Here is a 25438-nt window from a genome sequence, read left to right as displayed (position 1 = left end):
TGGAGATGGAAGCTCCCACGGCCGCATTTTCTTTCAGTGGAGACTAACGGGGCGCCCGCTTAAATTCCCTGCCCCTCGACTTCACGCTCAAGCTCTTTCACAGCATCACTGGCACCGGGCCAGTAGGGATTGATGCTCATAATCTGACGATAGGCCTGCAAGGCCTGCTTATCTCGATCCAGTTCCCGAAGAATCTGGGCGAGCCCATCAAGCGCCTTGTAGTGGTTGGGATCCAAAGCCAGCACCCGGCGCAAGTCTCCCAGCGCTCGCATGTAATCGTTGTTGGCGTAATAGACGATGGCGCGCCGATTCCACCCTTCCGCATAGTCCGGAGCCAAATCCACAACCGCGTCGAGCAGCTTCAAGGCAAGGCCGCTGTTCTTTTCCGCCATCGCCTTTACGGAACGATCCATGAGCACGGCGATGGTATCGCTGTAGGACAGCGACCATACCTGTTCGATGGTTTCGGTTATCATCGAGGCCGACTGCGCATCCGGCGCGGCTGCCAAATGGGCGTAGAGGTTTGCTAAAACCTTCGCGCGGTCAGCCGGCGTCTTTGGCAGCCCTTCACGGACCTGCTTGAAATAAGGCTTCTCAGCTTTGGGCTGATCTTGCGCGAGCTCCTGCGCCGAGGCTGTAACGCCTGAAAAGGCGAGCAGGATCACCGCGAAGAATGTGGAGGTTTTGATATGCATCCCGCCACGATAGGCTTGCGCCATGCGCGATGTCAAAGCTGATATTTCAGCCTTAATCGCGCCGGCTTCTCGCCAGCGTATACGCGAAATCTAGCTCGCGCGACATGCAGGAGATCAGTGGCTTAGCCCTGACGCGCCTTGAACCGACGCTGCGTCTTGTTGATCACGTAAAGCTTACCCTTACGGCGAACAAGACGGTTGTCGCGATGACGCGAGCGAAGCGATTTCAGAGAATTGCGGACCTTCATGGTGACACCGGTATATTTATAAAAGCTGCTCTTCGATATGGCCTTACTACGGGGCCATCAGGAAAGGACCGCCGCACCGATACATCAACCGATGCGGTGTAGTCAGCCGCGCGCCCTTTCGAAAGATTGCGCGACCCTATTCATCCCAGCGCATATGTCAACAGTGGCAATGCTTTCCGGACGGCTGTTACCGCCTCGGTTGCTTCGTGCCGCCCTACTGTTGGCCGCGGTTGGGATGGTGGGCACTAGAGGGATCGAACCTCTGACCCCTACCATGTCAAGGTAGTGCTCTACCGCTGAGCTAAGTGCCCGTTGGCGCTCGGCGCCTGAGGAAGGCCTCCTATATCGACATTGCGGCCGGGAGGCAAGCCAATCATAGACATTTCGATGGCGGCAAATAGATCTGAGATCGCGGCCGAAGAAAGATCAAGCCTCCAACAGCGTCTCGACCTGCGTGACCAGGTCTTTGAGATGGAACGGCTTGGAGAGGACGCGGGCATCCTCAAGCGCATCCGCTGCATTATTCAGCGTGACGGCAGCAAAGCCCGTGATGAACATAATTTTTAGGTCGGGATCCAGTTCACTGGCACGGCGGGCCAGCTCGATCCCATCCATGTGCGGCATCACGATATCGGTCAGCAGCAGAGAGAATGGCTCTTCCTTCAAACGCTCATACGCCTCGGCGCCGTTTGCGAATGAGGCGACGTCGTAGCCGGCTTTCGTCAATGCGCGTTCGAGAAAGCCCCGCATAGAGTCATCGTCTTCAGCGAGAAGAATGCGGCTCAGGGGAAGGCGCGATGGCTTGGCGGTCATGTTCGATTTTACCAGACTAATCTGCTACGTTTGTGAGGCATCCGATGCTCGGACAGGCGACAGTCCATACCCGCCATCGGTCGAAATTACGGCCACGCAGCTCGCATTTTTCCCGGCATCGGGAAATGTCCACAGCGTCTCGCATTCAGAACCAATAGCGCGTTACCTGCCAACTTGTCGCGAGTTTGGTAAAGGTAAGGTTGAGGCGGAGACACTTCCGCGACGAGCGTGGCACGGTAAAGACACTTGAACGTGCATAGCTTTGCCCAGCGGGCTCAACGAGCATAGACATACCGCAATGGCGTTGGCAGAGTGTGGGCGGCCGCAACCCGCCACCCTGCTTCAATCGAACAACACGGAATTACGCCTACGATGCCCGCAAACGAACGGAACGCAATTCTGGCCGAATTGACGCCTGCATTCACTATTGATCCGCCGCAGGAACTGAATTCGCCGTTCGTATTTTGCTCACCGCACTCGGGGCGCGTGTATCCGCGCAACTTCCTGCGGCAGTCGCGGCTCAGCCCTCACGCATTACGCAAGTCCGAAGATTACTATGTCGATGAGTTGTTTGCTGGGGTCCCCCGGCATGGTGCGCCGCTGATCGCTGCGCGGTTCCCGCGTGCGTATCTGGACGTTAACCGTGAGCCGTATGAGCTTGATCCGTACCTGTTTACCGAACCCGTACCCGATTATGCCAACTGCCAGTCAACACGGGTTGTCGGCGGGCTGGGCACTATCGCACGTATCGTCGCTGACGGCGAAGAGATCTATGCACAGCGGATGTCGCTCGCCGCAGGGCTTGAGCGGATCGAAAGATTGTACAAGCCATTTCACCGTGCATTGAACGGCCTTATCGACGATGCGCGGGAAAAGTTTGGGCACTCAATCCTGATTGATTGCCATTCAATGCCGTCTTCTTCGATGACAGCCGTCTCTGGACGCCGACCGGACATCGTTCTTGGCGACCGCTTTGGCGCGTCTTGTGACGGTCGTATCACGGCCTTTACCAAGGAAACATTTGCCAACCTTGGGTATAACGTACAGATCAATCGGCCTTATGCTGGCGGGTTCATTACCGAACACTACGGCCAACCGTTGCAGCGCTCTCATGCGTTGCAGATAGAGATCAATCGCGGCCTTTATTGCGACGAGGCGAAGCTATCGCCCACGAGCGGATTCGAAGCCTTGCGTCGGGATCTCGAGGTGGTGACGTCGCGGCTTCTCTTTGCGTTGCCGCTCCTCCTCGAAAGCCGGCAGGCGGCCGAATAACTGCACCGCGGCAATAATATGCTGCAGCGCAACATCAGAACTCAGACGGCACGCATAAGTCTGCCTACGCCAGCGCGTTGGCATACCAGCGAGCAGTAATTTTCTGAAATCACCCGGGTTTAGTGCGCTTTGTCGGCTTTGGGTTGCGCCGTAGCGTCGATGTCGCCCCAAAAAGAAAAGGGGCCGCTCGAAAACGAACGGCCCAAGTCTAGGGAGGAAACGCCCAAGGAGGGCTGCGGCATCGAGAGCATATGTCATCGATGTCGCATTGCACAAATAGCGCTGCACCGCACAACAATCAAGCGCCTTTTTTGCATTGCTGCCCTGCGGAGCGCGGGCATCTCGTGACCGGTAAAGCTCATCAATGAACCGCAGTGTCACGAAACGCCTTGAGCGCTTTGAGATATGGGGCGTTTTTGAACGTCTGCAAGGTGCGAGCTCGATCGCTGACGATAAAGTCGGGCCGAATTGCCGCAGGCTGAAGTTTATAAGGTTTAAGAAGCGATCAGCTTCCGTCTACGCGATCCAAGCCAATTAAACAGGCTATACGCAGCGTAAAAGGGGCCGTGCGACGCCGCAGCGGCCCAAGTCTAGGGAGGAAGCACCCGAAGCGGGCAAAAAACGGCAGATGCGAAAAAGTTCAGCTTGCCGTTGCATGCTGTTATGCGCTTATTCGTGGGATCGCGCAATTCGGTCATTCCATCTTTGCCTAACACGCAGGATTTCGTTGCCGTTGAGCCACTCCGCCGTTGCGTATGAGCAAATCCGATCATCCTGGTGACTTTCGTAGACTTTCCGGCTACGCAAGCACCGATGTAGCGCCTAATCCGCTTTCACCTCCTCTAGCTTCATCCACAGGTACTTTATCGCTGTGCCCATAACAACACACTCTACTGCACCCTCCCCAGATGAATTTCTGGAATTACTAGCCTGTGCGCATAGCCTTGCGGACCTCGCTGCTCCGCTCACCCTCCAGTATTTCCGTACCCCTATGTCGATCGACAACAAGGCGAGCGAGAGCGATTTTGACCCTGTGACGGCCGCCGATCGGGCAGCGGAAGAGGTGATGCGCCAGGAAATCTCCCGGCGCTTTGCGAGCCACGGGGTTATCGGAGAAGAGTTTGCCGACACAGGCATCGAGGCGCGATTTCGCTGGGTTATAGATCCGATCGATGGCACCCGCGCCTTCATTATGGGTTGGCCAATGTGGGGCATGCTGATCGGACTTATGCATGACGACATGCCCTACCTGGGCCTCATGGATCAGCCGTTCACCAAAGAACGCTTTTGGTCCACGAAGGACGCGGCACACTTTCGCTATGGCGACGGGACGACCGGCGAACTGAGAACGAGGGCCTGCGGCGGACTGGGAACCGCAGTACTCTCCACCACGCACCCAGACCTGTTCGCCCCCGGAGAAGAGGCCGATGGTTTTGGACGGATCAAGTCTGAAGTCCGCATGACTCGTTTCGGGGGAGACTGCTACGCCTATGCGATGCTGGCGGCAGGTCATTGCGATCTCGTTGTCGAGGCGGGGCTGAAACCGCACGATATCGCCGCACTTATTCCGATCATAGAAAGGGCCGGCGGGGTGATCACGACGTGGGCGGGTGATCCAGCCAGCAACGGCGGCAACATTGTCGCTGCCGGAGATGCAAAAGTGCATGCAGAAGCCGTGGCCCTATTGTCGCGCTGACCGCTCCAACGCTGGGCTCTGGATTCAACGCCACGTGGCTCACACAAACTCCATGTCATAAGGTGGCGCTCGGCGATCCCGAATCACAGCGTGGCAATCCGCGAGGGCAGGATGGAGCTTAAGTCCCAAGCAAAGAACCCGGTCCCAAGCGGTCCCGTCGTCGGCGCCTTTCGGGGATATGACGGACAGCCCCTGCGCTTTGCCCGCTGGGACGCGACCCAAGGGCCGCGACGTGGCACTGTTTGCCTATTCCATGGCCGTAGCGAATTCATAGAGAAGTACTTCGAGACGGTTGCCGATCTCCGGCGCCGCGGCTTTGCCGTCGCGACCTTCGATTGGCGTGGCCAAGGCGCTTCCTATCGCAGCCTCGACAATTTCAGGAAGGGCCATATCAACGACTTTTCCGAATATGAAAGAGATGTTCTGCGGTTCATGAAGGATGTTGTGCTGCCGGACTGTCCACCGCCTTACATCGCGTTGGCTCATTCCATGGGTGGCAACGTCATGATGCGTATGGCGAGCATGCAGGGTTCGTGGTTCGAGCGGATGGTCCTTGCCGCGCCCATGATTGCCATTTCAGAGGAAGAACTACGCCACAGGCGCCGATTGGTACGCCTTTATGCCGAACTCAGCGTGCTGGCTGGCCTTTCGACATCATATATCTACGGCGGCAGCGACGCGATCGTCGGAACGGAGAGGTTTGAAGGCAATCCGCTGACCTCGGACCGGGAGCGGTGGTCGCGCAACAAAGCTATCATCGAAGTTGCTCCGCAGCTTGGGCTCGGCTCTCCCACCAACGGCTGGCTGCGCGCTGCTTTGCGCTCTTGCGCCAAAATCTCCAACCCAGATTACATTCGGCGGATTAATCTTCCGATTTTGATGTTTGCGGCCGGTGAAGACACCGTTGTCTCAACTCGGGCTATCGAGGAGCTTGGCGTGCGGCTGAAGATGGGCAGCCATATTCTCATTGCCGGATCACGTCATGAGATTTTGCAGGAGCAAGACCGCTTCCGTCAGAAATTCTGGGCTGCCTTTGATGCATATCTTGGAGTGGCGAGCGCCGCTGCCTGATAGCGCAGCGCTCGCCACTCATGAGATCTTAGTAGCGAGAGCCATACCGCCGAGCCCAACGGCGGTCTTCGGGTTTCGCATCGACGATGTTTCCTGAGCAGGCGTCGAGCACCAAATCAAACTCTCGATCAGTGTCCACGCGCCGGGCCTCCAGCTGCATGAACCGGCCCTCGAACTCAACATCTTCGATGTCGTGCCAGCCATCCTCATACAGCACCCGCTCGATCTCTTGAGGGCTCAGACAGGGCGCTGGCTCGCTGACATAGCGCGAGCGCACGCGGTAGTGCCGCTCCTCTCGCTCCTCGTAATGGCGAACTTGAGCTCTAGGCGGCGGGTACTCATAGATCTCACGATAGCGCTGATCTTCGTAAGCGTACGGCCTGCGCTCACCACCATCATATAAGTCTGCGGCAGTGGCTGGCACGGTGCCCACCGCGGCAGCGGCCAACATCACGGGCGGGAGGAAGAAACGCGTTAAGTGCGTCATGTTCGGGTCACTCCATAAACTGAGGCGCGCGTCCCCCCGGCCCCTTAGCGCTCCATCCGCCAAACTCTCCGGACTATAGCCCGGACTAACTGCAAACAGCCCCATCAAATCCGTCTACAGAAGCGTTGACCGTAACACGGCTTACCCGGGATCGCATCCGTATAATTTCAATGAAAACAGTGCCCTGGGTTAAATCTCAGGAAAGAGAGGCATGTGTGCTTCACCCCTCTTGAAAGGGGCGTATGGCCTCCTAAATCAAGCTCGTGCGCTCGCCGCTTGTTGGGTGTGCACGGTTATGTCTCCGGCCGGCAAAAGCAAATGCGGCCGGGAGTTCACATGTCGCTTCTTCAGGAGGATATGTCATGCGACACATCGATTTTCCGTCTCTTTATCGTTCTACCGTTGGCTTTGACCGGCTCGCACAGTTGCTAGACCAGGTTTCCGGAGAGGACAGCGGGTACCCCCCTTACAACATCGAACGTCTCGCCGAGAATGAGTACCGCATCTCGATGGCGGTCGCCGGCTTTACGCGCGATGAATTGGAAGTAGAGGTCAAGGAACAGACGCTTAGTGTGCGTGGCCAAAAGGCTGCGGAGAGTACAGAACGACAATTCCTACATCGCGGCATCGCCGCCCGGTCCTTTGAGCGCCGTTTCCAGGTTGCTGACCATGTTGAGGTCACCGGGGCCGATCTGAAGGATGGCATGCTGCACGTTGACCTTGTCCGCAATCTGCCGGAGCGGATGAAGCCGCGTACCATCAGCATATCGGACGGCAATACCGGTGACACCGCAAAGCAGATTGAGGCTCACGCCTAAATCTGGTTCTTCCGTTCGTTCCCCTATCTTCCCAACTCGGCCGCCACCGTCATCAGTGGCGGCCGATTTTTTTTTATCGTAAACGGCCTTAGCCCAATGCCGGCGGGCACAGCGCGTCCGGAAGGTTTGGGCAGTTAGATTTTTTCTTGTGCGATTTTCCGAAATCTGCAACATAAGTGCATTAGGTCAGCACTCCTGTCCTTCTTTTGCAGAGAGTGTGCGACCTGAGTGGAGATTGTTTTGCGTGCTTTCCAAGGGCTGTTGCGGTGAACCCGAGCATGGTTTGTGCCGTACGACCAGGGAAGTTCGAGGGGCAGTAACCAGGGGAAACCGGGCGGTGGTCGCGGTCGTCATGTTGGATGACCTCAGACCATTATAATGCGGCGACACGCTTGCCGTTTCCGGCTTACTCCTCCACTCTGACTATCGTCAAATACGGGCGACGTGTGCCGTGACCTTTTTGAGGCCGGTACTCGGGTGGCCGCCGGTGTTGTCATGCCTGTGGCCTCTTACGTTTCGGCTGCCGCAGCCGACGTAAGCCTTCTCAATAACGCCACGAGAGACAAGGCCGAACCATGAACGAACACACCCTGGCAAAGAGCAGCGCGACGAGACAAATTGAGCTCGCGCCTCCAGACGCCGAGGGCTTGTTTGATCCCAAACGCGAGTTCGATGCATGCGGCGTTGGTTTCATCGCCGACATGAAAGGCCGCCGCTCGCATAAAATCGTACAGGATGCGCTACAGATCCTCGCTAACCTCGAGCATCGCGGCGCAACAGGCGCCGATCCTCTGGCTGGTGATGGCGGTGGCATCCTCGTACAGATTCCGCATGCCTTTCTCGCGCAGGAATGCCAGCTCCAGGGCTTTTCGCTACCGCAACCCGGCAACTACTCCGTTGGCCATGTTTTCATGCCACGCGACGAGCGGCTGCGCGCGCATTGCGAGAGGGTCTGGGCCCGCATCATAAAGGAAGAAGGGCTCAGCCTGCTTGGCTGGCGCTCTGTTCCTGTCGACAATTCATGCCTGTCCGAAATGGTCGTCGGGACCGAACCGGTACACCGTCAGGTGTTTGTCGGGCGCGGTTCGTTCAGCGGCGATCAAGACGATTTCGAGCGCCGGCTTTATCTGGTGCGCAAGCGCGTGTCGAACGCGATCGAGAACGCGTACAAGGGCCGTGACATCGGTCATTACACCGTGTCGCTTTCAACGCGCACGCTCGTCTACAAGGGCATGTTCCTGTCGTATCAGGTGAAGGCCTACTACAACGACCTTTCCGACCCGCGCTTCACCAGTGCGATGGCGGTGGTTCACCAACGCTTTTCGACGAACACCTTCCCGTCCTGGAAGCTCGCACACCCTTATCGAATGGTCGCGCATAACGGCGAGATCAACACGTTGCGGGGCAATGTGAACTGGATGGCGGCGCGGCAAGCTTCCGTTTCCAGCACGCACTTTGGCGACGACATTACGAAGCTCTGGCCCATCTCTTATGAAGGGCAATCCGACACGGCCTGCTTCGACAATGCGCTCGAATTTTTGGTGATGGGAGGTTACAGCCTCGCCCACGCAGCAATGATGTTGATTCCTGAAGCCTGGGCCGGCAATCCCCTCATGGATCAGAAGCGGCGCGCTTTCTATGAGTATCACGCCGCGCTGATGGAGCCGTGGGACGGCCCCGCCGCCGTCGCCTTTACCGATGGCCGGCAGATTGGCGCGACGCTCGACCGCAACGGTCTGCGGCCCGCACGTTATCTCATCACCAAGGACGATATCGTCATTATGTCTTCGGAGTCGGGCGTGCTGCCCGTGGCTGAGGAAAACATTGTACGCAAGTGGCGCTTGCAGCCCGGCAAAATGCTTCTGATCGACCTTGAGCTAGGACGCATCATCTCCGATGACGAACTCAAGGCCGAGATCTGCGGCAGCCATCCGTATGAAGGCTGGCTCAAGCGCACCCAGATCATGGTGTCGGACCTCCCTCTGCCGCAGAGGCCGGTCGTTGCGCGCCGCACCAACGTCGCCCTCCTCGACCTGCAGCAAGCGTTCGGCTACACGCAAGAAAGCGCCAAGTTCCTCATGTCGCCGATGGCGGCTACGGGACAAGAAGCCATTGGCTCGATGGGAACCGATACGCCTATTTCGGCTCTGTCATCGAAGTCGAAACTGCTGCACACCTACTTCAAGCAGAACTTCGCACAGGTGACTAACCCGCCGATCGATTCGATCCGCGAGGAACTAGTGATGAGCCTCGTCTCGTTCATTGGACCTCGCCCGAACATTCTCGATCTCGAGGGGACATCACGCCAGAAGCGGCTGGAGGTCTACCAGCCGATCCTTACCAACGAGGACCTTGAGCGCATTCGAGGTATCGGCGAGGTCAAGGACAACAACTTCTCATCGATCACAATCGATATTACGTACCCGGTCGAACGCGGTGCCGCGGGTATGGGGCCGGCTGTCGATTCCGCCTGTGCGGAAGCTGAGGAAGCCGTTCGCTCCGGCGAGTACAACATCATCATTCTGTCTGACCGCAGCGCCGGACGTGACCGGATTCCGGTGCCGTCTCTGCTGGCGACTTCGGCGGTACATCACCACCTGATCCGCCAAGGCCTGCGGACCCGCGTCGGGCTCGTGGTGGAAACGGGTGAAGCCCACGAAGTCCACCAGTTCTGCACGCTCGCCGGCTATGGCGCAGAAGCCATCAACCCCTATCTCGCGTTTGAGACGCTGGAAGCAATGCTGCCAGATCTCGACGAGGAACTGACCGAGAAGGAAGTCAAGAACCGCTACATCAAGGCCATCGGCAAGGCGATGCTCAAGGTGATGGCGAAGATGGGTATCTCCACCTATCAGTCGTACTGCGGCGCGCAGATTTTCGATGCCGTGGGCCTCAAGTCTTCGTTCGTGGATCGCTATTTCACCGGTACGCATACTCAGATCGAGGGTGTAGGCCTGAGGGAAATTGCGCGGGAGACAGTGGAACGGCACGCGTCTGCATTCGGCGATTCTCCTGTGCTTTCCAGCATGCTCGATGTTGGCGGCGAATATGCCTACCGCACGCGTGGCGAAGCACACATGTGGCGTCCTGGTACGGTTGCCGACCTGCAGCACGCCGTACGCGGCAACCTGCCCGATAAGTATCGCTCCTTCGCGAAGGCCGTGAACGAGCAGTCGGAGCAGCTTCTGACTATGCGGGGTCTATTCCGCATTAAGTCTGCCGATGAAGCGGGACGCAAGCCCGTGCCGCTGGATGAAGTTGAGCCTGCATCCGAAATCGTAAAGCGGTTTGCGACAGGCGCGATGAGCTTTGGCTCCATCTCACGCGAGGCTCATACGACGCTCGCGATCGCCATGAATAGAATTGGCGGACGGTCGAACACCGGTGAAGGCGGTGAGGAACCGGATCGGTTCAAGCCAATGCCGAACGGCGACTCCATGCGCTCAGCCATCAAGCAGGTGGCTTCCGGCCGGTTTGGCGTGACGACCGAGTATCTCGCCAACTCGGACATGATTCAGATCAAGATGGCGCAGGGTGCTAAGCCCGGTGAAGGCGGTCAGCTGCCTGGTCACAAGGTGGATGCGACTATCGCCAAGGTCCGGCACGCGACCCCAGGCGTCGGCCTGATCTCTCCACCACCACACCACGACATCTATTCGATCGAAGATTTGGCTCAGCTCATCTTCGACCTGAAGAACACCAACCCGGCAGCGGACGTCTCCGTCAAGCTGGTATCGGAAGTCGGTGTGGGTACGGTGGCGGCTGGTGTGGCTAAGGCACGTGCCGACCACGTCACTATCTCGGGCTTCGAAGGTGGCACCGGCGCGTCGCCATTGACGTCTATCAAGCACGCGGGGTCGCCATGGGAAATCGGCCTGGCGGAAACGCATCAGACTCTCGTTGGCAACCGGTTGCGCGGGCGTATCGCGGTGCAGGTTGATGGCGGCTTGCGGACAGGCCGGGACGTTATCATCGGCGCACTTCTGGGCGCGGATGAATTCGGCTTCGCCACGGCTCCGCTTATCGCGGCGGGCTGCATCATGATGCGCAAGTGCCATCTCAACACCTGCCCGGTCGGCATCGCCACGCAGGATGAGCGGCTCCGCGCGAAGTTCACGGGCACGCCAGAGCACGTCATCAACTATTTCTTCTTCGTCGCTGAGGAAGTGCGCGAGTATATGGCGGCGTTGGGTGTGCGGACGTTCAACGAACTGGTCGGGCAATCTGACCTCCTCGATAAAGAACGAGCGATTGCGCATTGGAAGGCCAAGGGCCTGGACTTCACCAAGCTCTTCCACAAGCCGAACGTGCCGAAGTCCGTCGCGATCTACAATTGTGAGCGACAGGACCACGGGCTTGAGAAGCTGTTGGACAACAAGCTTATCGAGTTCTGCCGCCCTGCTATCGACTCCAAGGAACGGGTGTCGAAGGAGATCGCGGTCAAGAACACGGACCGGTCTGTCGGCACGATGCTCTCGGGCGTCATCGCGAAAGCGTATGGTCATGCAGGCCTGCCGGAAGACACCATCTGGCTAACACTCAAGGGCACCGCCGGACAGAGCTTCGGCGCGTGGGTTGCCCGTGGCGTGACGTTAGATCTTATCGGCGAAGGTAACGACTATGTCGGCAAGGGGTTGTCGGGCGGCAAGCTGATCGTACGTCCGGATGCGCTCTCAGGCATCATTCCGGAAGAGTCGATCATCGTCGGCAACACCGTGCTTTACGGCGCAATCGAAGGTGAATGCTATTTCCGCGGCATTGCGGGCGAGCGCTTCGCCGTGCGCAACTCGGGCGCTTATGCGGTTGTTGAAGGCACGGGCGATCATGGCTGCGAATACATGACGGGTGGCGTGGTCGTGGTCCTTGGTCCGACGGGGCGTAACTTCGCGGCGGGCATGTCCGGCGGCATCGCCTACGTCCTTGACGAGGCTGGCGACTTCGAAGCGAAATGCAATTTGGCCATGGTCGATCTGGAACCCGTCACCGCAGAAGATGCCGTGATGGCACGCCTGACAGATCAGAAGGGTGAACTTGAGAGCCACGGCCTCGTCGAGGTCATGGAAGACATGACCAGCCACGACGTCGAACGGCTACATCAGCTCATCACGCGGCACGCACACTACACGAACTCGCAGAAGGCTCAGCAGATCCTCGCGAAGTGGTCCGAGTATCTGCCTAAGTTCCGCAAGGTGATGCCCGTCGAATATCGCCGCGCTCTGGCCGATATGGCCAAGGCTCAGCAAGCCGATAAGACGGGACTTGGTGTGCTTGAGATCGGTGTAACACGCGCCAAAGCGGATTAAGCCGTTACACGGCTAGGGCCGGCTGGAAATGATCCCGGCCGGCTCCTCGAATGTTCGACGCAGGCAGTAAATAGAACGCCACGACAGGGCAGAGAAACGGACTGAAGAATGGGCAAGGTTACGGGTTTTCTGGAATTTGCGCGCGCTGAGCGGAAATATGCGCCAGTCGAAGAGCGCATACAGCATTGGCATGAATTCGTGCTGCCGATGGCTGAGGACGAAACCAAAACTCAGGCCGCACGCTGCATGGATTGCGGGATTCCGTATTGTCAGACGGGCTGCCCGGTCAACAACCAGATCCCTGACTGGAACGACCTCGTCTATCATAGCGATTGGCAGAGGGCGGCAGTCAACCTGCACTCAACCAATAACTTCCCTGAAGTGACGGGACGCGTTTGCCCGGCACCCTGCGAAGCAGCCTGCACGCTTAACATCGATGACACGCCGGTCACGATCAAAGCGATCGAGTGCGCCATTGCCGATCGCGGCTTTGAGGAAGGTTGGATCGTACCGAAGCCGGCCGACAAGAAAACCGGAAAGAAAATTGCTGTTATCGGCTCCGGTCCGGCTGGGCTGGCTGCCGCGCAGCAGCTGGCGCGTGCGGGTCATGATGTGCATGTCTATGAGAAGAACGCTCGCCCCGGCGGACTTCTCGTTTACGGCATTCCCGATTTCAAAATGGAAAAGAGCGTGATCGCCCGACGCGTTCGCCAGATGGAAGCCGAAGGTGTCACCTTTCACTGCAACGTCAATGTTGGCGTCGACGTGACGGCGAAGAGCCTGGATAGTTCGCACGACGCCGTCCTGCTCGCCATTGGCTCGGAGCGCCCGTTTGATTTCTTCGCGGATGCGCCCGGCCGGAACCTCGACGGCATCCACTTCGCCATGGATTTCCTGCCTCAGCAGAACCGGCGCGTTGCCGGCGAGACTATCCCGCCGACGATCAACGAAATCTCGGCGAAGGATAAGCATGTGATCGTTATTGGCGGTGGCGACACGGGCTCGGACTGCATTGGCACGTCGATCCGTCAAGGTGCGAAGTCCGTCACTCAGCTTGAAATTATGCCGAAGCCTCCTGTGAAGGAGAACAAGGCGATGAGCTGGCCCAACTGGCCGATGAAGTTGCGGATATCGAGCAGTCAGGCGGAAGGTGCGGAAACCGTTTACTCCGTTTCGACGACCGGGTTTTCCGGCGAAGACGGCAAGGTGAAGAAACTCAACTACGTCCAAGTGGACGAAAAACTGCAGCCGATCCCGGGCAGCGAAGCTTCACTCGATGCGGATCTCGTGTTGCTCGCGATGGGCTTTTCCGGCCCCATCGAGGACGGTCTCGTCAACGAACTTGAGCTTTCTGCCGTGCCGCGCGGCCGCTTCAAAGGCCTCGATGCCGACGAACAGAACTACAAGCTTCCTGGCGACAATGCTCTGTTTGCTGCCGGGGATATTCGCCGCGGTCAGTCTCTGGTCGTCTGGGCGATCCGCGAAGGCCGCCAGGCCGCGCACGCCATCGACAAGTTCCTGATGGGCTCAACGGTCCTGCCGCGCTAAACGCAGCGTCCTGATTTTAGGATTTATGCCGAGATATTTCGGCCTGGGTTAAGCCCTGGGCCGGAACGGGCTGACGTCCGGCAGCGGCGTTCCGCCATTCTCTCCGTCTTGGTCCGGTTTGGAATCGCTTGGGCGCTTCAAAGGTGGCGGCTCAGGGCGCGGCCATGCAAAGTCATCGGCGCGACCCGCACGCGCTTCGAGCCGTTCTCCTTTAACGAGTACACGGAAGAAGGGGGCTTGCGCCGGCGAGAACTTCCGCATTTGACCGTCGATCGAAGCATCGCTGGCAGCTGTCACGGAGCTCATGATGTTGAGGCCTCCGGCGATCTGATCGACGAGCACCGCACCCATAGGAGTCGGACGATCCGGGCTCTGCTTGCGGGTGACAAGGGCAACCACGGAGCCTGGAATAGCGGGACGCACGATCTCCAACGGCACGATGTTTTCGCGACCGTTGGGTCCGATGGTCTTCAAGTTGATGCGGCTGTTGTCTTCCTTCTGTTCGCCGCCCCCGGCGCGCAGGAAAAATGAGCCTTCGCTGCTTTGCGTGGCGGCTTTGGCCTTTGCCCGATCAATAGAAGCGCGCCACCCTGTCAGGTTGGCCTGCTCGTCCTGTTTGACCATGGCGCTCACGCGCTTTTGCTCTTCCTCAGCGCCCGCAAGTGGAATGGACCGATCAGCTTTGGCCTGCGCCAGATCCCGCTTGAGTTCGCGCTCCAAGAAGTGCGCGAGCTTCTCATAACCGCGGTAGGTAAAATGGATGCCATCGCGCCAACGCAACAAGCTGATCTTACCGCTAAGGTCGGGCCCATAAGCGCTATAGCCTTCTTCACCGTCTGAGAAATTTGCGACCGTGTCGATAAATTTCAGGCTGTTGAGGTAGGCCCGCTCACGAATGATTTCGTTGATGATCTGGGTTTCAGCATCGGCACTCGTGGAGCGCATGGTCGGCGCACCCATCCAATAGACAGCGATACTCTTGTTTTTCAGTTCTTTCATGAGTTGATCAACTCGGCGGCCGTACTCTGTGCGCCAATCCTGCGAACCGAACCGATAGCTATTGCCATTTGGCGCGCGGACGGACCGGCGGTCGTTCACGCCGAGCATGATGACCGCGATGTGCACCTTGTCTCGCTCAAGATCAGAGACCAGCTCCTTCAACTCGGACGGGAAGCGATTGGTCGTTATTCGACTCAGGGTCCACAATTTACGGTTGACGTTTACGCGCGCTTCCCTCGCCAGGGTGTCGGAGTCGACCATGGCTCCCAACAGCCCTTCTGCGAGCGTGTCTCCCACAACCCGGATCTGATACGTGTCGCCTTCCGGAAACGGCGTGATGTAGCTCGCCCCTGCGCCCATTTGCGCACGCACCGCCATCGGCGTCATGACCGCAATGGTCACGCAAAACGTCAGTGCCCAAGTCAAACGCTTCGACATTGTCACGTCGGGGTTGCTCCATCGAATCGGCGCATGCGCCACCTGTGTCCCTGACCCGGCACGGGTTGGCACGGAACCGGCGGATCGCGGGTAAGATACCGCGTGGTCGTCTCGCGTTAAAGCTGGATGTTAGCCAACTCTGCGCGTCATCCGGAAGTCTTTTGCAGGTGGTTCAAAACAGCATCGGACGGCCAGCAGTCAACGCGCAGGCCATTGTCTTTCTGGTATCGCCCAACCTGACGCCGCGTATTGGAGCCGATAAAGCCATCGACGGTCTCGATGCCATAGCCGCGGTCTTTCAATCCCTGCTGTATACCACGGATCAATGCCGTGCGTTGCGGTCCGATCGCTTCCCACCGGGTATGGAAATCGCCGCCTCCAGCAATGCGGTCGGCCAAATTACCGACGAATGTCGCGTAGAGGTCCGATGTGTTGTAGCGACGAATTACCTGGAAATTTTCCAACGCCAGGAAGGACGGGCCATGAGCGCCCGCCGGTGACATGAGATACGCATTTTCATTCAGCATGGCGTCTGGAAATTCGCGGCCGCCCGTGCGGCGGTATCCCAACGCCACCCACTCGCGCAGCGGACGCAGGCCGGGAGGGCCTTCGAGGGAACAATCTGACGTTTCTGGGATGGCGACCTCATAGCCCCACGTCTGACCACGCTGCCAGCCCTTGTTCTTTAGCTGGCGTGCAGCGGAAGCTAAGGCGTCGGGAACGGAATCGAAGAGATCTGCATAACCATCGCCGCCCATGTCATGCACATGCGCGAAGAATTCCGAGGGCATGAACTGAGTCAGCCCCATCGCGCCAGCCCAAGAAGCGCGCATTTTGTTCCGGGGCACGCCCTTTTCCAGCAATTTCAAAGCGTAAAGGAACTCGTCGCGAAACATTTCCTTGCGCCGGCCGGTCCAGGCTTGGGTGGCAAGCACAGTGATCGCATCATATTTTGGTGTGTACGCGCCGAATGCTGTTTCGCGGCCGAAAATCGCCAGCACCGAATAGCGATCGACACCGAATTCCTGCTCAATGCGGTCAAGCGCGGCCTTGTGTTCAGAGGCTAGCCTCTGTCCCGTGTTGGCGAGACGGGCAAGATAGGCCGCATCGATGTAGTCGCTTGGTTCGCTGGTGAACTCAGACTGGCGCACCTGCGTTTTCTGGCGGCCTGGGATCTCCAAATCGGGCAGGGACAGATCCGGCTTCAGGCTTTTGACCACCTTGTCGAAGGTCTGTCGCGAAACTCCGTATTTATCGCGCGCTTCCGGCCAGAGGTTCTCCAGGAAGGTCTTGAAATCCTCACGGGCTTGAGCCGGAGCTGACCAGCTCCAGAAGCTGGCGAGCATCATGCATACGACCAAAGCTTGGAACGCGAAGGGGCGCGCGCCAAGCTTGTCTGCCGGCCTACCGATTGTCATGCGTTGCACCGCATCTGCCTTTATTTGTCGGGCCCAGTTTCAAAAACGCTTTCGGGCACTCCTACTGGCTAGGCAGTCTGCGAGGATTCGCGGCGATTTTAGGACTTTTGAGCCCAACTACGAGGCCTCGCGGAGCCCAACGAGATGGCGTTCCCAGGCGAAGGCCTGGGCGACAATCACATCGAGGTCATCATATTCGGGCTGCCAGCCGAGTGCTTCGCGGATTTTGGCGGATGCCGCAACGATCGCCGCGGGATCTCCGGGACGCCGCGCGGTCATTCGCACGTCGAAGTTCGCTCCGGATGCACGCTTTACGGCCTCAACCACCTCGAGCACCGAAGCGCCGCGCGAGTAGCCGCAGTTGAAGATTTCCGACGCGCCGCCGCTCCGCAAATGCGCGAGCGCCTTCATGTGAGCGCGCGCCAGATCCTTCACATGGATAAAATCGCGGATGCAAGTGCCATCTGGGGTCGGATAGTCCGTTCCAAATACTTGCATGTAGGGACGCATACCTAACGCCGTTTCACAGGCGACCTTGATCAAATGCGTCGCCTGCGGAGTGGATTGGCCAGTGCGGCCGTCCGGGTCCGCACCAGCCACGTTGAAATAGCGCAGCGCCACGTAGTTGAAATCGTGAGCCCGCGCAACATCAGCGAGCATAAATTCCGTCATCATCTTGGACGTGCCGTAGGGCGACATCGGCCGCAGCGTCGCGGTCTCGCTTACAGGGTTTTCTTCCGGCATGCCGTATACGGCTGCTGTCGAGGAGAAGATGAATTTGTCGATCCCTGAACGTACGGCGGCCTCGATGAGATTGCGCGAGTTGCCAGTATTATTCTGATAGTACTTCAGAGGATTGCTGACGGATTCAGGAACGATGATGGATCCAGCGAAGTGGATGATCGCTTCTACGTTCCACTCTTTCGCGATCCGGCAAACGAGATCCATGTCGCCGACATCGCCGACGATCAAAGGTACGTCGTCGGGAACGGCCCAGCGGAACCCGGTTGAAAGGTTGTCGAGTACAACGACGCTTTCGCCCGCGTCGCGCAGCTCAAGAACCATGTGACTCCCGATGTAACCCGCCCCGCCTGTTACCAAAATCGTCATTTTCGACTCAATCCTCTTGCTAATTAAGGACTATGTTCCCGGCGATCAGGAAGTGCAAAAAAATCGACACAATGTCCCGCCTAGTAACCGCCGGCGTCCTTTAGCCTTTGATATCAAGGCGCAGCAAATTCCGAATTAACGTGATATCAGCGCTTCGGTTGTCCTTTTCAACTCATTAACAGAACTACGGGAATCCGCGAATGGCTTCACCACACCGCCCAATCCGAAAGGCCGTACTCCCTGTCGCTGGACTTGGAACCCGATTCCTACCGGCTACGAAAGCGGTTCCAAAGGAGATGCTGACGGTCGTCGATCGTCCCGTTATCCAACACGTGGTGGACGAAGCTCTCGCGGCGGGCATCGAGCATCTGGTTTTCGTAACTGGTCGCAATAAAGCAGTTATCGAGGATCATTTCGACAGCCAGTTCGAGCTGGAATGGACGCTACAGGATCGCGGTAAAGAGCGCGAACTGGAGAAATTGCGCGCGGAAATGCCCAAGCCCGGACAGACGAGCTTTACGCGCCAACAAGCGCCTCTGGGTCTTGGCCATGCCGTATGGTGTGCACGGAACATCGTCGGCGACGAACCCTTCGCTTTGCTCTTACCGGACATGCTTCATCTGGCCGATACGCCATGCCTCGCGGACATGATCACAGCCTATAACGCGTGCGGCGGGAACCATATCGCGGTGTCGCCAGTCCCCGAGGACCAGACGCAAAACTACGGCATCGTCGGTGTCAAAGACGCATCGGCTCCCGTGAGCGAAATCACCGCAATGATCGAGAAGCCCAAGCCGGGGACTGCGCCCTCCAACCTGCACATCACCGGCCGTTATATTCTGCAGCCGGAAATTTTCAGCATTCTCGCCGATCAGGAACGCGGCGCCGGCAACGAAATTCAGCTCACGGACGCGATGATAAAGTTGCAACACGAACAGTCTTTCCACGCCGTGCGCTTCGACGGGACGATTTACGACTGCGGCTCGAAGATGGGCTTTCTGCTCGCCAACGTCGCCTACGCCCTGGAGCGTGAAGATCTCGCCGATACGTTCCGCGCAGAGCTCAAAAAGTTCATATGATCTGACGGCTGATCAACCTCTAACGCCTCAGCCGCAAGCCAATCCGGAATTCGTCAGAATTGTAGTTGCTATCGGGGAAATCCGAGCGGAACGCGACGTGCTCATAGCGCGAGAAGACAATCGCTTCTCGGGTCATGAAATATTCAAGCCCCAGCCTCAGTGCCAATTGGCGCTCATCGACATCTATACCGGCGTAGCTTCGGCGGGTTCCCTCGATACCCGCTGAACCAACGAGGCTTGTCATGAAGGCATGACGCATTTCTACGCCCGCACGGTGTTCCAGGACGCCGCCGGAGCCAACGGTCGTGGTTTCCGAAAAATTGGTTCCCGCCGTGAAGAGGAAAGACGTTAGTGCGTTGAAACGGTAAGCGAGGTTGGCTTCCAGGATCGTACCGTCAACATCTGCGAGATCTGCGGCGTCAAAATCCTGGCTGCCGTATCCGACGCTGACCTCGCCGCGCAGAACCTGCCCCGTCTCACCGAAGGAAATACCGCCGCGGTAACGGCTACCATGGGAATCCCGGCTCAATCCGTCGGTCGTCGCGACTTGTTCGAACTTGCGCGTATTGCCGTCAACCGCGGCAAACACGGACAGCGTCGGTTTGAACTCCCATGATACACGCGCGCCCGCGGCTCGCTCCGTAAAGTCACGATCGTCAGGATTGCTTATGCCGGGCGTGTCGTACTGAGTATCGGTGAGCGTTCCGTTCAATTGAACGGTCAGGCGGTTGAACCGGTGGGTGAGTGTCGAAGCCGCCAGGTCCTGCGTGACGTAAGAAGCGGGACCGACCGACGAAGCGTCGATGGCAGACCGGCTCTCTTTTGCATGTTGCCGGGTCAGGACGGCCTGCAGGTTCGTCCGACGTGTGACATCCAGGCGACCACGTCCCTCTAAGAGATAGCCACGGTCGTTCTCGCTCGTGAACTCGTTGTAAAAACTGAAATCACCAGCTGCTCGCAGTTCCAACGCGTGGTTGGACCAATCGGACACCAGGCGCCCTGTCGGCAGAATGTCGAGAGCCCAGTCCGACTCTGCGTTGGGCGAGGCGAATACGTTGGAAAATCTTGCGCCGCTGAGCTCTACCTCCGGGAACAGCACGAAAGATCCCAGCCGGATACCGATGGGATCGTAAGGCTCGATCTCGAACAAGCGGCGAGGCCGCCGGTTGAGGATAGGGTTTGAGGGGGCGATGTCCTCAATCTGAAACAATAGCGGATCGTAGCCAGCCGGCGGGTTTTCAAATGCCGCTATAGCTTCCGGCGCACGCTGATCCACAAGGGCTGGGTCGTCAACAGCGCCAGCCTCCTCGGGCGCAGGCGCCGTTAAGATGCCATCTTGAACATCTTGGGGCTCGGGCGGGTAGTTAAGATCACCATCTTGTACGATAGGCCTGCCGGAGGGAATTGTGCCGCGTAATCCCGCACTTGGAATAATTGTGTCGCTGGGATCACCCGCAGTTTGATCTCGGGAATCGACATTCGGCGCCTGGCCGAACGCTGGCGTGGCGACAAGCACCATCGCAGCCGCACAGGCGACTAGCGCACGACCGGCTCGAGGTCGGACGACCTGTGCAAAATGACGCACTGCAGCAACGCTCCTGGATCAAGCAACGAAAAACGCAATACGCCAGCGCCAAAGCTAGGAGGTTGTGGTTAACCATCCGTTTAGCGTTGGTCACATCACCGCCCGCATTGGCGGATCAAAATGTGTCTGATACACAGACATGACCCAGAGGGATTGGGACCTAAAAGGGGCTGCAGCCGCGGGCAACCATCGGCTGCGAAAGAGGGAGCCGCCACGGGGGCGGATAGGATGGCGCAACAACGGGTCAAGCTGAGGGCTATCGAGGGCGGCGCCGGGCGCGCACCTGCGAAAAAGCCGACCAAGTCGAAATCCAAGACCTTGGCATCGGTGGAAGCCGCTACACGCACGGTGCGGCTAGAAGTCGAAGGGCTTGCCGCTCTTGATGAAGCGCTGCAGAACGGACTTGGAAAGCCGTTTAGCCAAGCGGTGAAGCTGCTCGCCGCCGCACGTGGCCGCGTGATCGTTTCCGGCATCGGCAAATCAGGGCATGTCGGCCAGAAAGTTGCCGCGACGTTTGCCTCGACTGGTACGCCATCGTTCTTCGTGCATCCGAGCGAAGCCTCCCACGGTGACCTTGGGATGATTACGCCAGATGATGTGATCCTCGCGATCTCATGGTCTGGCGAGACCGTCGAACTCAAGAATATCATTACGTATTCGCGACGCTTTTCCGTGCCGTTGATCGCGATTACATCACGGAAAACTTCGGCGCTCGGCGGGCAAAGCGATGTCTGCCTGGAGTTGCCGCGGGCTAAAGAAGCCTGCCCACACGGATTGGCTCCAACCACGTCCACGACCATGCAACTGGCGATGGGTGATTGTCTGGCGGTTGCGCTCTTGGAGGCCAAGGGCTTTACGGCCCATGACTTTAAGGTGTTTCACCCGGGTGGTTCGCTCGGTGCGTCGTTGAAATACGTCGGCGACCTGATGCACAGCGGCGAAAAGCTTCCACTGGCCCGCAGTGACGAGCCGATGGCCGCCGCTCTCGTTACGATGACAGCCAAGGCGTTCGGATGCCTTGGGATCGTGAACGGGAAGGGTAAAATGGTCGGTATCGTCACCGATGGTGATTTGCGGCGCCACATGGGGGCAAGTCTGGTCGATGCGGTTACCCGCGATGTGATGACTAAAAACCCCAAGACCGTCGAACCAGGGATGTTGGCCTCTGCCGCGCTTGAGCTTATGAACTCAAAACGCATTACGGCATTGTTCGTCGTCGAGAAGGGACGGCCGGTCGGGATCGTGCATGTCCACGACATGCTGCGCGCAGGCGTTGTCTGAGCGCAATAACGGCGGCCCGCAGGGGACCGCCGTTCGGTAATTCGTTCTATTGTGTCTCTAAACTCAGTCGCCCTGGAAGATGGGGTTATCGCATCCCTGACCGCTGTACGACAGTGGAGCTGCTTGCGCTGCACCGAATGCGCCAGCGAGAACTACGAGGGAAAGAGCAGCCAGTCCGAAGGTCTTTGCGATCATGTTCATCTCATTGTCTCCATGTGTTTACGTCACCCGTTGTGACTGAAGGGACAATGCTCCGAGCTCCGCCATTCGCATGTTTCTCAGGGAACATTCTCTGGTGGGTTCACGAGAGTGTGACGTATCCCGCCCAACTCCAACGTCATTCTCAATGAATACGGCGGTCCCAATGGAACCGCCGTACCGTCTCCGATCGATCTATGCGAAGTCCGGGATCAGTTGCCCTGGAAAACAGGACTATCGATGCCCTGGCTTCCGAAGGGTGCGTGCTTGGTATGCGCCTGAGCAGCCCCCATGACGCCCAGCGACATCGTCGTTATGGCAGCTGCTACGATCAGTGTCTTTGCGATGGCTTTCATCATCATCTCCACTTTTTAAAAGCGCCTTTTATTCTGACGCTTATCTGGATTTAGGCAGTGGAGATGATCCGCCAAGAGCGAATACGCGCGTTTCACCGGGGTGTGACGCACCGTGATTTTTACGGAGACTAATTAATTTGCGAGGGCTACTCGGCGGTGCGCTGTACGATCAAAACAGTCGCATTGACGCCGACAACCTTCACTCTGGTTCCGGCAGGTAAATCTGGGCCTTCCGCTTGCCACAAGCTATCTCCCACCTGGACCTTGCCGCGCCCATCAACGATGGGTTCGACGACAGTGAAGGTGCGTCCTACGTAACGAAGCGCGCGCGTATTAAGGCCAGGCTCATCGCTAGGGTCCAAATCGGGACTCGAATAGCGCCGGACGAAAAGTACGGCTGCCATTGACAACAATGCAAACGCAACGAGTTGAAGTTGCCATGTAAAAAGCTCGGCGGCTTCTGGAACAAAATTGGCAAATGCCAACGTGACCGCGCCGATAATCATCGCGGCGAGCCCGAACCAGATCAAATAGACCCCTGGCAGAAGGGTTTCCATGACGAACAACGCAACGCCGAGTATCACCCAATTCCAAGGACCAAGGCTGCCGAAGAAATCTGTTAATCCAGCCATCTTGGGTTACCCCCATTGCACCCGAACACAAGTCTAGATCAAACGGACGAAGGCACAATCTCCTTCGTCCGTGCGCGAGCCTGCTTAGCCTCAGGTGCGGGGCACCGAGCCGCGTGACGCAGGCGTGGACGGAGGAGACTGATCCTTCTTGAAGGCCTGTCCTGTAATCTCCGCGAGCCCGGCGATGGAGCCAATCACCGATGACGCTTCTAACGGCATCATGATCACTTTCTGGTTCGGAGAGGCCGCCAACTTCTCCAGCGCCTTCACGTAATTGTTGGCGACGAAGTAGTTGATGGCCTGGACGTTGCCATTGGCAATCGCTTCAGACACCATCTGCGTGGCCTTGGCTTCGGCCTCGGCTTGGCGCTCGCGTGCCTCGGCGTCCTTGAATGCAGCCTCACGGCGTCCTTCCGCCTCTAGCACCGCTGCTTGCTTCTCGCCTTCGGCTTCAAGGATGGCGGCTTCCCGTGCGCCTTGAGCTTCCAAAATCTGGGCCCGCTTTTCGCGTTCGGCTTTCATCTGGCGGGCCATCGAGTCGACGAGGTCACGCGGGGGATCGATATCCTTGATTTCGATGCGGGTGACTTTGATGCCCCAAGATTCAGTCGCCGCGTCCACGACGTGGAGTAGCTGCGCGTTGATGTGGTCACGGTTGGACAGGAGTTCATCGAGGTCCATCGAACCCATAACGGTACGAATGTTCGTCATCGTCAGATTGATGATCGAATGTTCGAGCATATCGACTTCATATGCGGCGTTAGCAGCGTTGATGACCTGATAGAACGTGACGCCGTTGACGCGCACCATAGCGTTATCGCGGGTGATGACATCCTGCGAAGGAATATCGAGCACCTGTTCCTTCATATTCATACGGGTACCGATACGCTCCATAACCGGAACCAGAATATGCAGTCCCGGCTGTAGCGTGCGGGTGTAACGTCCAAAACTCTCGACAGTATAATTGTACCCCTGAGGTACGATCTTCACAGTCGACCAAAGCGCCGCAATGGCCGCCAAGATCAAAAGGGCTCCAAGGAGGCCCAGTCCGTCCAACATGCTTTTTCTCCAAAACGAGGCGTCGTGAGGCGACTTTAGCTCTGCAGTCAGAGCTTTTTTACGGCACGGCGTGCAAAGTCTTGGTTAATAAAGCGTCTATAAGCTATTAAATTCCTGATAAAAATTCCCTCTCTCTGGGGGGTAGCCCCCCGGTCCCAGCGGCCGGCTCATGAATTAAGGCGCTTTTGTTTAGATCCAGCCCATCAATTCACGACGCACGACCGCTTCGATGACCTTCAGGCCTTCTTCCCTGTCGTTGAGCGCAGGAACGTAAGAGAAGCGTCGCCCACCATTCTCGCGGAAGATGTCACGATTTTCGACTTCGAGTTCTTCCAGGGTTTCGAGGCAATCAGCAGAAAATCCGGGGGCGATGAGCAGAATGTTTTTCACGCCTTCCTTTGCCAACGCCTCAACCGTTTTGTCCGTATAGGGCTGCAGCCAGGGATCGTTTCCGAAACGGGATTGAAATGTGGTCAGCCAAGTCTCGGCGGGCCAATTCATCTTCTCGCGCAACAGCCGCGATGTTTTCTGGCATTGGCAGTGATAGGGATCACCCTTCTCCAGATATTCCTGCGGCATACCATGGAATGTCGCGATGATCCTTTCGGGCTTGAAATCGAGGCCGTCGAGATGGCGCTGCATGCTGGTGGCGAGCGCCTCGATATATACAGGGTCGTCGTGATAACTGGGCGCAACCCGCACAAACGGCTGCCATCGCATTTTCATCAAGGCGCGAAAAGCTTGATCGCATGCCGTCGCGGTGGTTGCCGCCGCATACTGCGGGTATAGAGGAACAAGCAGAATGCGCTCGCAACCTTGCTCCTGCAGCCACTTTAGGCGGCTTTCGGTCGACGGGTTTGCATAGCGCATCGCCCAATCGACAATAATTCTGGGATCTCCGGACAGACGCTCGGCCAGGACAGTTGCCTGATTTCGAGTGATCGTCTTAAGCGGACCTTCGTCGCGTTCTTTGTTCCAAATAGTCTCGTAGTCTTTGCCCTTGGTGGAGGGCCGGCGCGTCAAAATAATTAGATTAAGAATTGGCCACCATTTCCAGCGTGGCACTTCGATAACGCGTGGGTCGGATAGGAATTCATGCAGATAACGGCGCATCGACCAATAGTCGGTGCCGTCTGGCGTTCCGAGATTGAGAAGCAAAACACCAATGCGACCGCAGTTTGTCTTGGGGTGACCGGCCGGCCACGTGGCGCGGTTAGGCTTCGGCGCAACGGCCTTGGTCATCTCGTTCATCAACGTACCCATTTCTCAATCAAAACAGCATTGCGGAAACGAGCTGCGTGCCCGGATCAGGCTTAGGCCTCCTATAATGAA

At 57.8% G+C, this 25438-nt stretch carries 21 protein-coding genes and 1 tRNA gene; 8 read left to right on the top strand and 14 right to left on the bottom strand.

Going from position 1 to position 25438, the window contains the following annotated elements; genetic code table 11:
* Positions 1-59: 59 nt before the first annotated feature.
* The 4 genes from YBN1229_RS10595 to cpdR form a co-directional block, all read right to left on the bottom strand.
* Positions 60-719, bottom strand: coding sequence for a tetratricopeptide repeat protein (locus YBN1229_RS10595; RefSeq protein ID WP_052743859.1), 660 nt, complete (start codon positions 717-719; stop codon positions 60-62).
* Between the two features lie 98 nt (positions 720-817).
* Positions 818-943, bottom strand: coding sequence for a type B 50S ribosomal protein L36 (gene ykgO / locus YBN1229_RS10590; protein ID WP_076605315.1), 126 nt, complete (start codon positions 941-943; stop codon positions 818-820).
* A 236-nt stretch (positions 944-1179) separates the two neighbouring features.
* A tRNA-Val gene (locus YBN1229_RS10585) sits at positions 1180-1254 on the bottom strand.
* A 115-nt stretch (positions 1255-1369) separates the two neighbouring features.
* Positions 1370-1729, bottom strand: coding sequence for a cell cycle two-component system response regulator CpdR (cpdR, locus tag YBN1229_RS10580; RefSeq protein ID WP_046480271.1), 360 nt, complete (start codon positions 1727-1729; stop codon positions 1370-1372).
* A 399-nt stretch (positions 1730-2128) separates the two neighbouring features.
* On the opposite strand from cpdR, the gene YBN1229_RS10575 reads away from it, so the two are divergent.
* From YBN1229_RS10575 to YBN1229_RS10560, 3 genes are all read left to right on the top strand, one after another.
* Entirely contained in the window at positions 2129-3028 is a 900-nt protein-coding gene (locus tag YBN1229_RS10575; protein WP_052743858.1) for an N-formylglutamate amidohydrolase, read from the top strand.
* An 871-nt stretch (positions 3029-3899) separates the two neighbouring features.
* On the top strand, positions 3900-4724 hold the full coding sequence (gene hisN / locus YBN1229_RS10565) for a histidinol-phosphatase (RefSeq protein ID WP_244464899.1): 825 nt from the start codon (positions 3900-3902) through the stop codon (positions 4722-4724).
* Positions 4725-4835: 111 nt separating this feature from the next.
* Positions 4836-5795, top strand: a complete 960-nt coding sequence (locus YBN1229_RS10560) for an alpha/beta hydrolase (protein WP_046478281.1) — start codon at positions 4836-4838, stop codon at positions 5793-5795.
* 28 nt (positions 5796-5823) lie between these two features.
* Here YBN1229_RS10560 and YBN1229_RS10555 read toward each other — a convergent pair whose 3' ends face one another.
* On the bottom strand, positions 5824-6282 hold the full coding sequence (locus tag YBN1229_RS10555) for a hypothetical protein (RefSeq protein ID WP_046478280.1): 459 nt from the start codon (positions 6280-6282) through the stop codon (positions 5824-5826).
* A gap of 362 nt (positions 6283-6644) precedes the next feature.
* On the opposite strand from YBN1229_RS10555, the gene YBN1229_RS10550 reads away from it, so the two are divergent.
* The 3 genes from YBN1229_RS10550 (at position 6645) to YBN1229_RS10540 (ending at position 13951) form a co-directional block, all read left to right on the top strand.
* Positions 6645-7100, top strand: a complete 456-nt coding sequence (locus YBN1229_RS10550; RefSeq protein ID WP_046478279.1) for an Hsp20 family protein — start codon at positions 6645-6647, stop codon at positions 7098-7100.
* 575 nt (positions 7101-7675) lie between these two features.
* Positions 7676-12403 (top strand): glutamate synthase large subunit, encoded by a 4728-nt coding sequence (gltB, locus tag YBN1229_RS10545; protein WP_046478278.1) that lies wholly within the window; start codon positions 7676-7678, stop codon positions 12401-12403.
* 108 nt (positions 12404-12511) lie between these two features.
* The gene (locus tag YBN1229_RS10540; RefSeq protein ID WP_046478277.1) at positions 12512-13951 is read left to right on the top strand and encodes a glutamate synthase subunit beta; all 1440 of its coding nucleotides are present in this window, start codon (positions 12512-12514) and stop codon (positions 13949-13951) included.
* A gap of 48 nt (positions 13952-13999) precedes the next feature.
* On the opposite strand, the gene YBN1229_RS10535 is transcribed toward YBN1229_RS10540, so the two are convergent.
* The 3 genes from YBN1229_RS10535 to galE form a co-directional block, all read right to left on the bottom strand.
* Positions 14000-15388: an SGNH/GDSL hydrolase family protein gene (locus tag YBN1229_RS10535; protein ID WP_052743857.1), complete on the bottom strand. Its 1389-nt coding sequence runs from the start codon at positions 15386-15388 to the stop codon at positions 14000-14002.
* 146 nt (positions 15389-15534) lie between these two features.
* Positions 15535-16806: a lytic murein transglycosylase gene (locus tag YBN1229_RS10530; protein WP_052744118.1), complete on the bottom strand. Its 1272-nt coding sequence runs from the start codon at positions 16804-16806 to the stop codon at positions 15535-15537.
* 117 nt (positions 16807-16923) lie between these two features.
* A complete protein-coding gene (gene galE / locus YBN1229_RS10525) occupies positions 16924-17916 on the bottom strand; it encodes a UDP-glucose 4-epimerase GalE (protein ID WP_046478276.1) in 993 nt (330 codons plus the stop codon).
* A 200-nt stretch (positions 17917-18116) separates the two neighbouring features.
* Between galE and galU the strand changes: the two genes are divergently transcribed.
* On the top strand, positions 18117-18995 hold the full coding sequence (galU, locus tag YBN1229_RS10520; protein ID WP_046478275.1) for a UTP--glucose-1-phosphate uridylyltransferase GalU: 879 nt from the start codon (positions 18117-18119) through the stop codon (positions 18993-18995).
* A gap of 19 nt (positions 18996-19014) precedes the next feature.
* Here galU and YBN1229_RS10515 read toward each other — a convergent pair whose 3' ends face one another.
* Positions 19015-20580, bottom strand: a complete 1566-nt coding sequence (locus YBN1229_RS10515; RefSeq protein WP_139165268.1) for an outer membrane beta-barrel protein — start codon at positions 20578-20580, stop codon at positions 19015-19017.
* A gap of 228 nt (positions 20581-20808) precedes the next feature.
* Here YBN1229_RS10515 and YBN1229_RS10510 point away from each other — a divergent pair, with 228 nt between their 5' ends.
* Positions 20809-21861, top strand: a complete 1053-nt coding sequence (locus tag YBN1229_RS10510; RefSeq protein WP_082101096.1) for a KpsF/GutQ family sugar-phosphate isomerase — start codon at positions 20809-20811, stop codon at positions 21859-21861.
* Between the two features lie 63 nt (positions 21862-21924).
* Here the strand turns inward: YBN1229_RS10510 and YBN1229_RS18895 are convergent, their stop codons facing one another.
* From YBN1229_RS18895 to hemH, 5 genes are all read right to left on the bottom strand, one after another.
* A complete protein-coding gene (locus tag YBN1229_RS18895) occupies positions 21925-22062 on the bottom strand; it encodes a hypothetical protein (protein WP_160298701.1) in 138 nt (45 codons plus the stop codon).
* 209 nt (positions 22063-22271) lie between these two features.
* Complete coding sequence (locus YBN1229_RS18890) at positions 22272-22421, bottom strand: hypothetical protein (RefSeq protein ID WP_160298700.1); 150 nt, start codon at positions 22419-22421, stop codon at positions 22272-22274.
* A 140-nt stretch (positions 22422-22561) separates the two neighbouring features.
* Positions 22562-23047 carry an NfeD family protein gene (locus YBN1229_RS10505; protein ID WP_046478274.1) on the bottom strand — a complete coding sequence of 162 codons (486 nt, stop codon included), beginning with the start codon at positions 23045-23047 and terminating at the stop codon, positions 22562-22564.
* 90 nt (positions 23048-23137) lie between these two features.
* The gene (locus YBN1229_RS10500) at positions 23138-24106 is read right to left on the bottom strand and encodes an SPFH domain-containing protein (RefSeq protein WP_046478273.1); all 969 of its coding nucleotides are present in this window, start codon (positions 24104-24106) and stop codon (positions 23138-23140) included.
* A 189-nt stretch (positions 24107-24295) separates the two neighbouring features.
* On the bottom strand, positions 24296-25357 hold the full coding sequence (hemH, locus tag YBN1229_RS10495) for a ferrochelatase (protein ID WP_046480264.1): 1062 nt from the start codon (positions 25355-25357) through the stop codon (positions 24296-24298).
* Positions 25358-25438: the final 81 nt, after the last annotated feature.

The sequence above is a fragment of the Candidatus Filomicrobium marinum genome (genome assembly GCF_000981545.1).
GTDB lineage: Bacteria > Pseudomonadota > Alphaproteobacteria > Rhizobiales > Hyphomicrobiaceae > Filomicrobium > Filomicrobium insigne.
Note: the sequence above shows the minus strand (reverse complement) of the source record. Positions and strands in the feature narration are given on the sequence as shown.

Coding starts and splice junctions, on each gene's coding strand:
- YBN1229_RS10595 (WP_052743859.1), bottom strand. CDS start 719: ATGGCGCAAGCCTATCGTGGCGGGATGCATATCAAAACCTCCACATTC.
- ykgO (WP_076605315.1), bottom strand. CDS start 943: ATGAAGGTCCGCAATTCTCTGAAATCGCTTCGCTCGCGTCATCGCGAC.
- YBN1229_RS10575 (WP_052743858.1), top strand. CDS start 2,129: ATGCCCGCAAACGAACGGAACGCAATTCTGGCCGAATTGACGCCTGCA.
- YBN1229_RS10560 (WP_046478281.1), top strand. CDS start 4,836: ATGGAGCTTAAGTCCCAAGCAAAGAACCCGGTCCCAAGCGGTCCCGTC.
- YBN1229_RS10555 (WP_046478280.1), bottom strand. CDS start 6,282: ATGACGCACTTAACGCGTTTCTTCCTCCCGCCCGTGATGTTGGCCGCT.
- YBN1229_RS10550 (WP_046478279.1), top strand. CDS start 6,645: ATGCGACACATCGATTTTCCGTCTCTTTATCGTTCTACCGTTGGCTTT.
- gltB (WP_046478278.1), top strand. CDS start 7,676: ATGAACGAACACACCCTGGCAAAGAGCAGCGCGACGAGACAAATTGAG.
- YBN1229_RS10540 (WP_046478277.1), top strand. CDS start 12,512: ATGGGCAAGGTTACGGGTTTTCTGGAATTTGCGCGCGCTGAGCGGAAA.
- YBN1229_RS10535 (WP_052743857.1), bottom strand. CDS start 15,388: ATGTCGAAGCGTTTGACTTGGGCACTGACGTTTTGCGTGACCATTGCG.
- YBN1229_RS10530 (WP_052744118.1), bottom strand. CDS start 16,806: ATGACAATCGGTAGGCCGGCAGACAAGCTTGGCGCGCGCCCCTTCGCG.
- galE (WP_046478276.1), bottom strand. CDS start 17,916: ATGACGATTTTGGTAACAGGCGGGGCGGGTTACATCGGGAGTCACATG.
- galU (WP_046478275.1), top strand. CDS start 18,117: ATGGCTTCACCACACCGCCCAATCCGAAAGGCCGTACTCCCTGTCGCT.
- YBN1229_RS10510 (WP_082101096.1), top strand. CDS start 20,809: ATGGCGCAACAACGGGTCAAGCTGAGGGCTATCGAGGGCGGCGCCGGG.
- YBN1229_RS18895 (WP_160298701.1), bottom strand. CDS start 22,062: ATGAACATGATCGCAAAGACCTTCGGACTGGCTGCTCTTTCCCTCGTA.
- YBN1229_RS18890 (WP_160298700.1), bottom strand. CDS start 22,421: ATGATGATGAAAGCCATCGCAAAGACACTGATCGTAGCAGCTGCCATA.
- YBN1229_RS10505 (WP_046478274.1), bottom strand. CDS start 23,047: ATGGCTGGATTAACAGATTTCTTCGGCAGCCTTGGTCCTTGGAATTGG.
- YBN1229_RS10500 (WP_046478273.1), bottom strand. CDS start 24,106: ATGTTGGACGGACTGGGCCTCCTTGGAGCCCTTTTGATCTTGGCGGCC.
- hemH (WP_046480264.1), bottom strand. CDS start 25,357: ATGAACGAGATGACCAAGGCCGTTGCGCCGAAGCCTAACCGCGCCACG.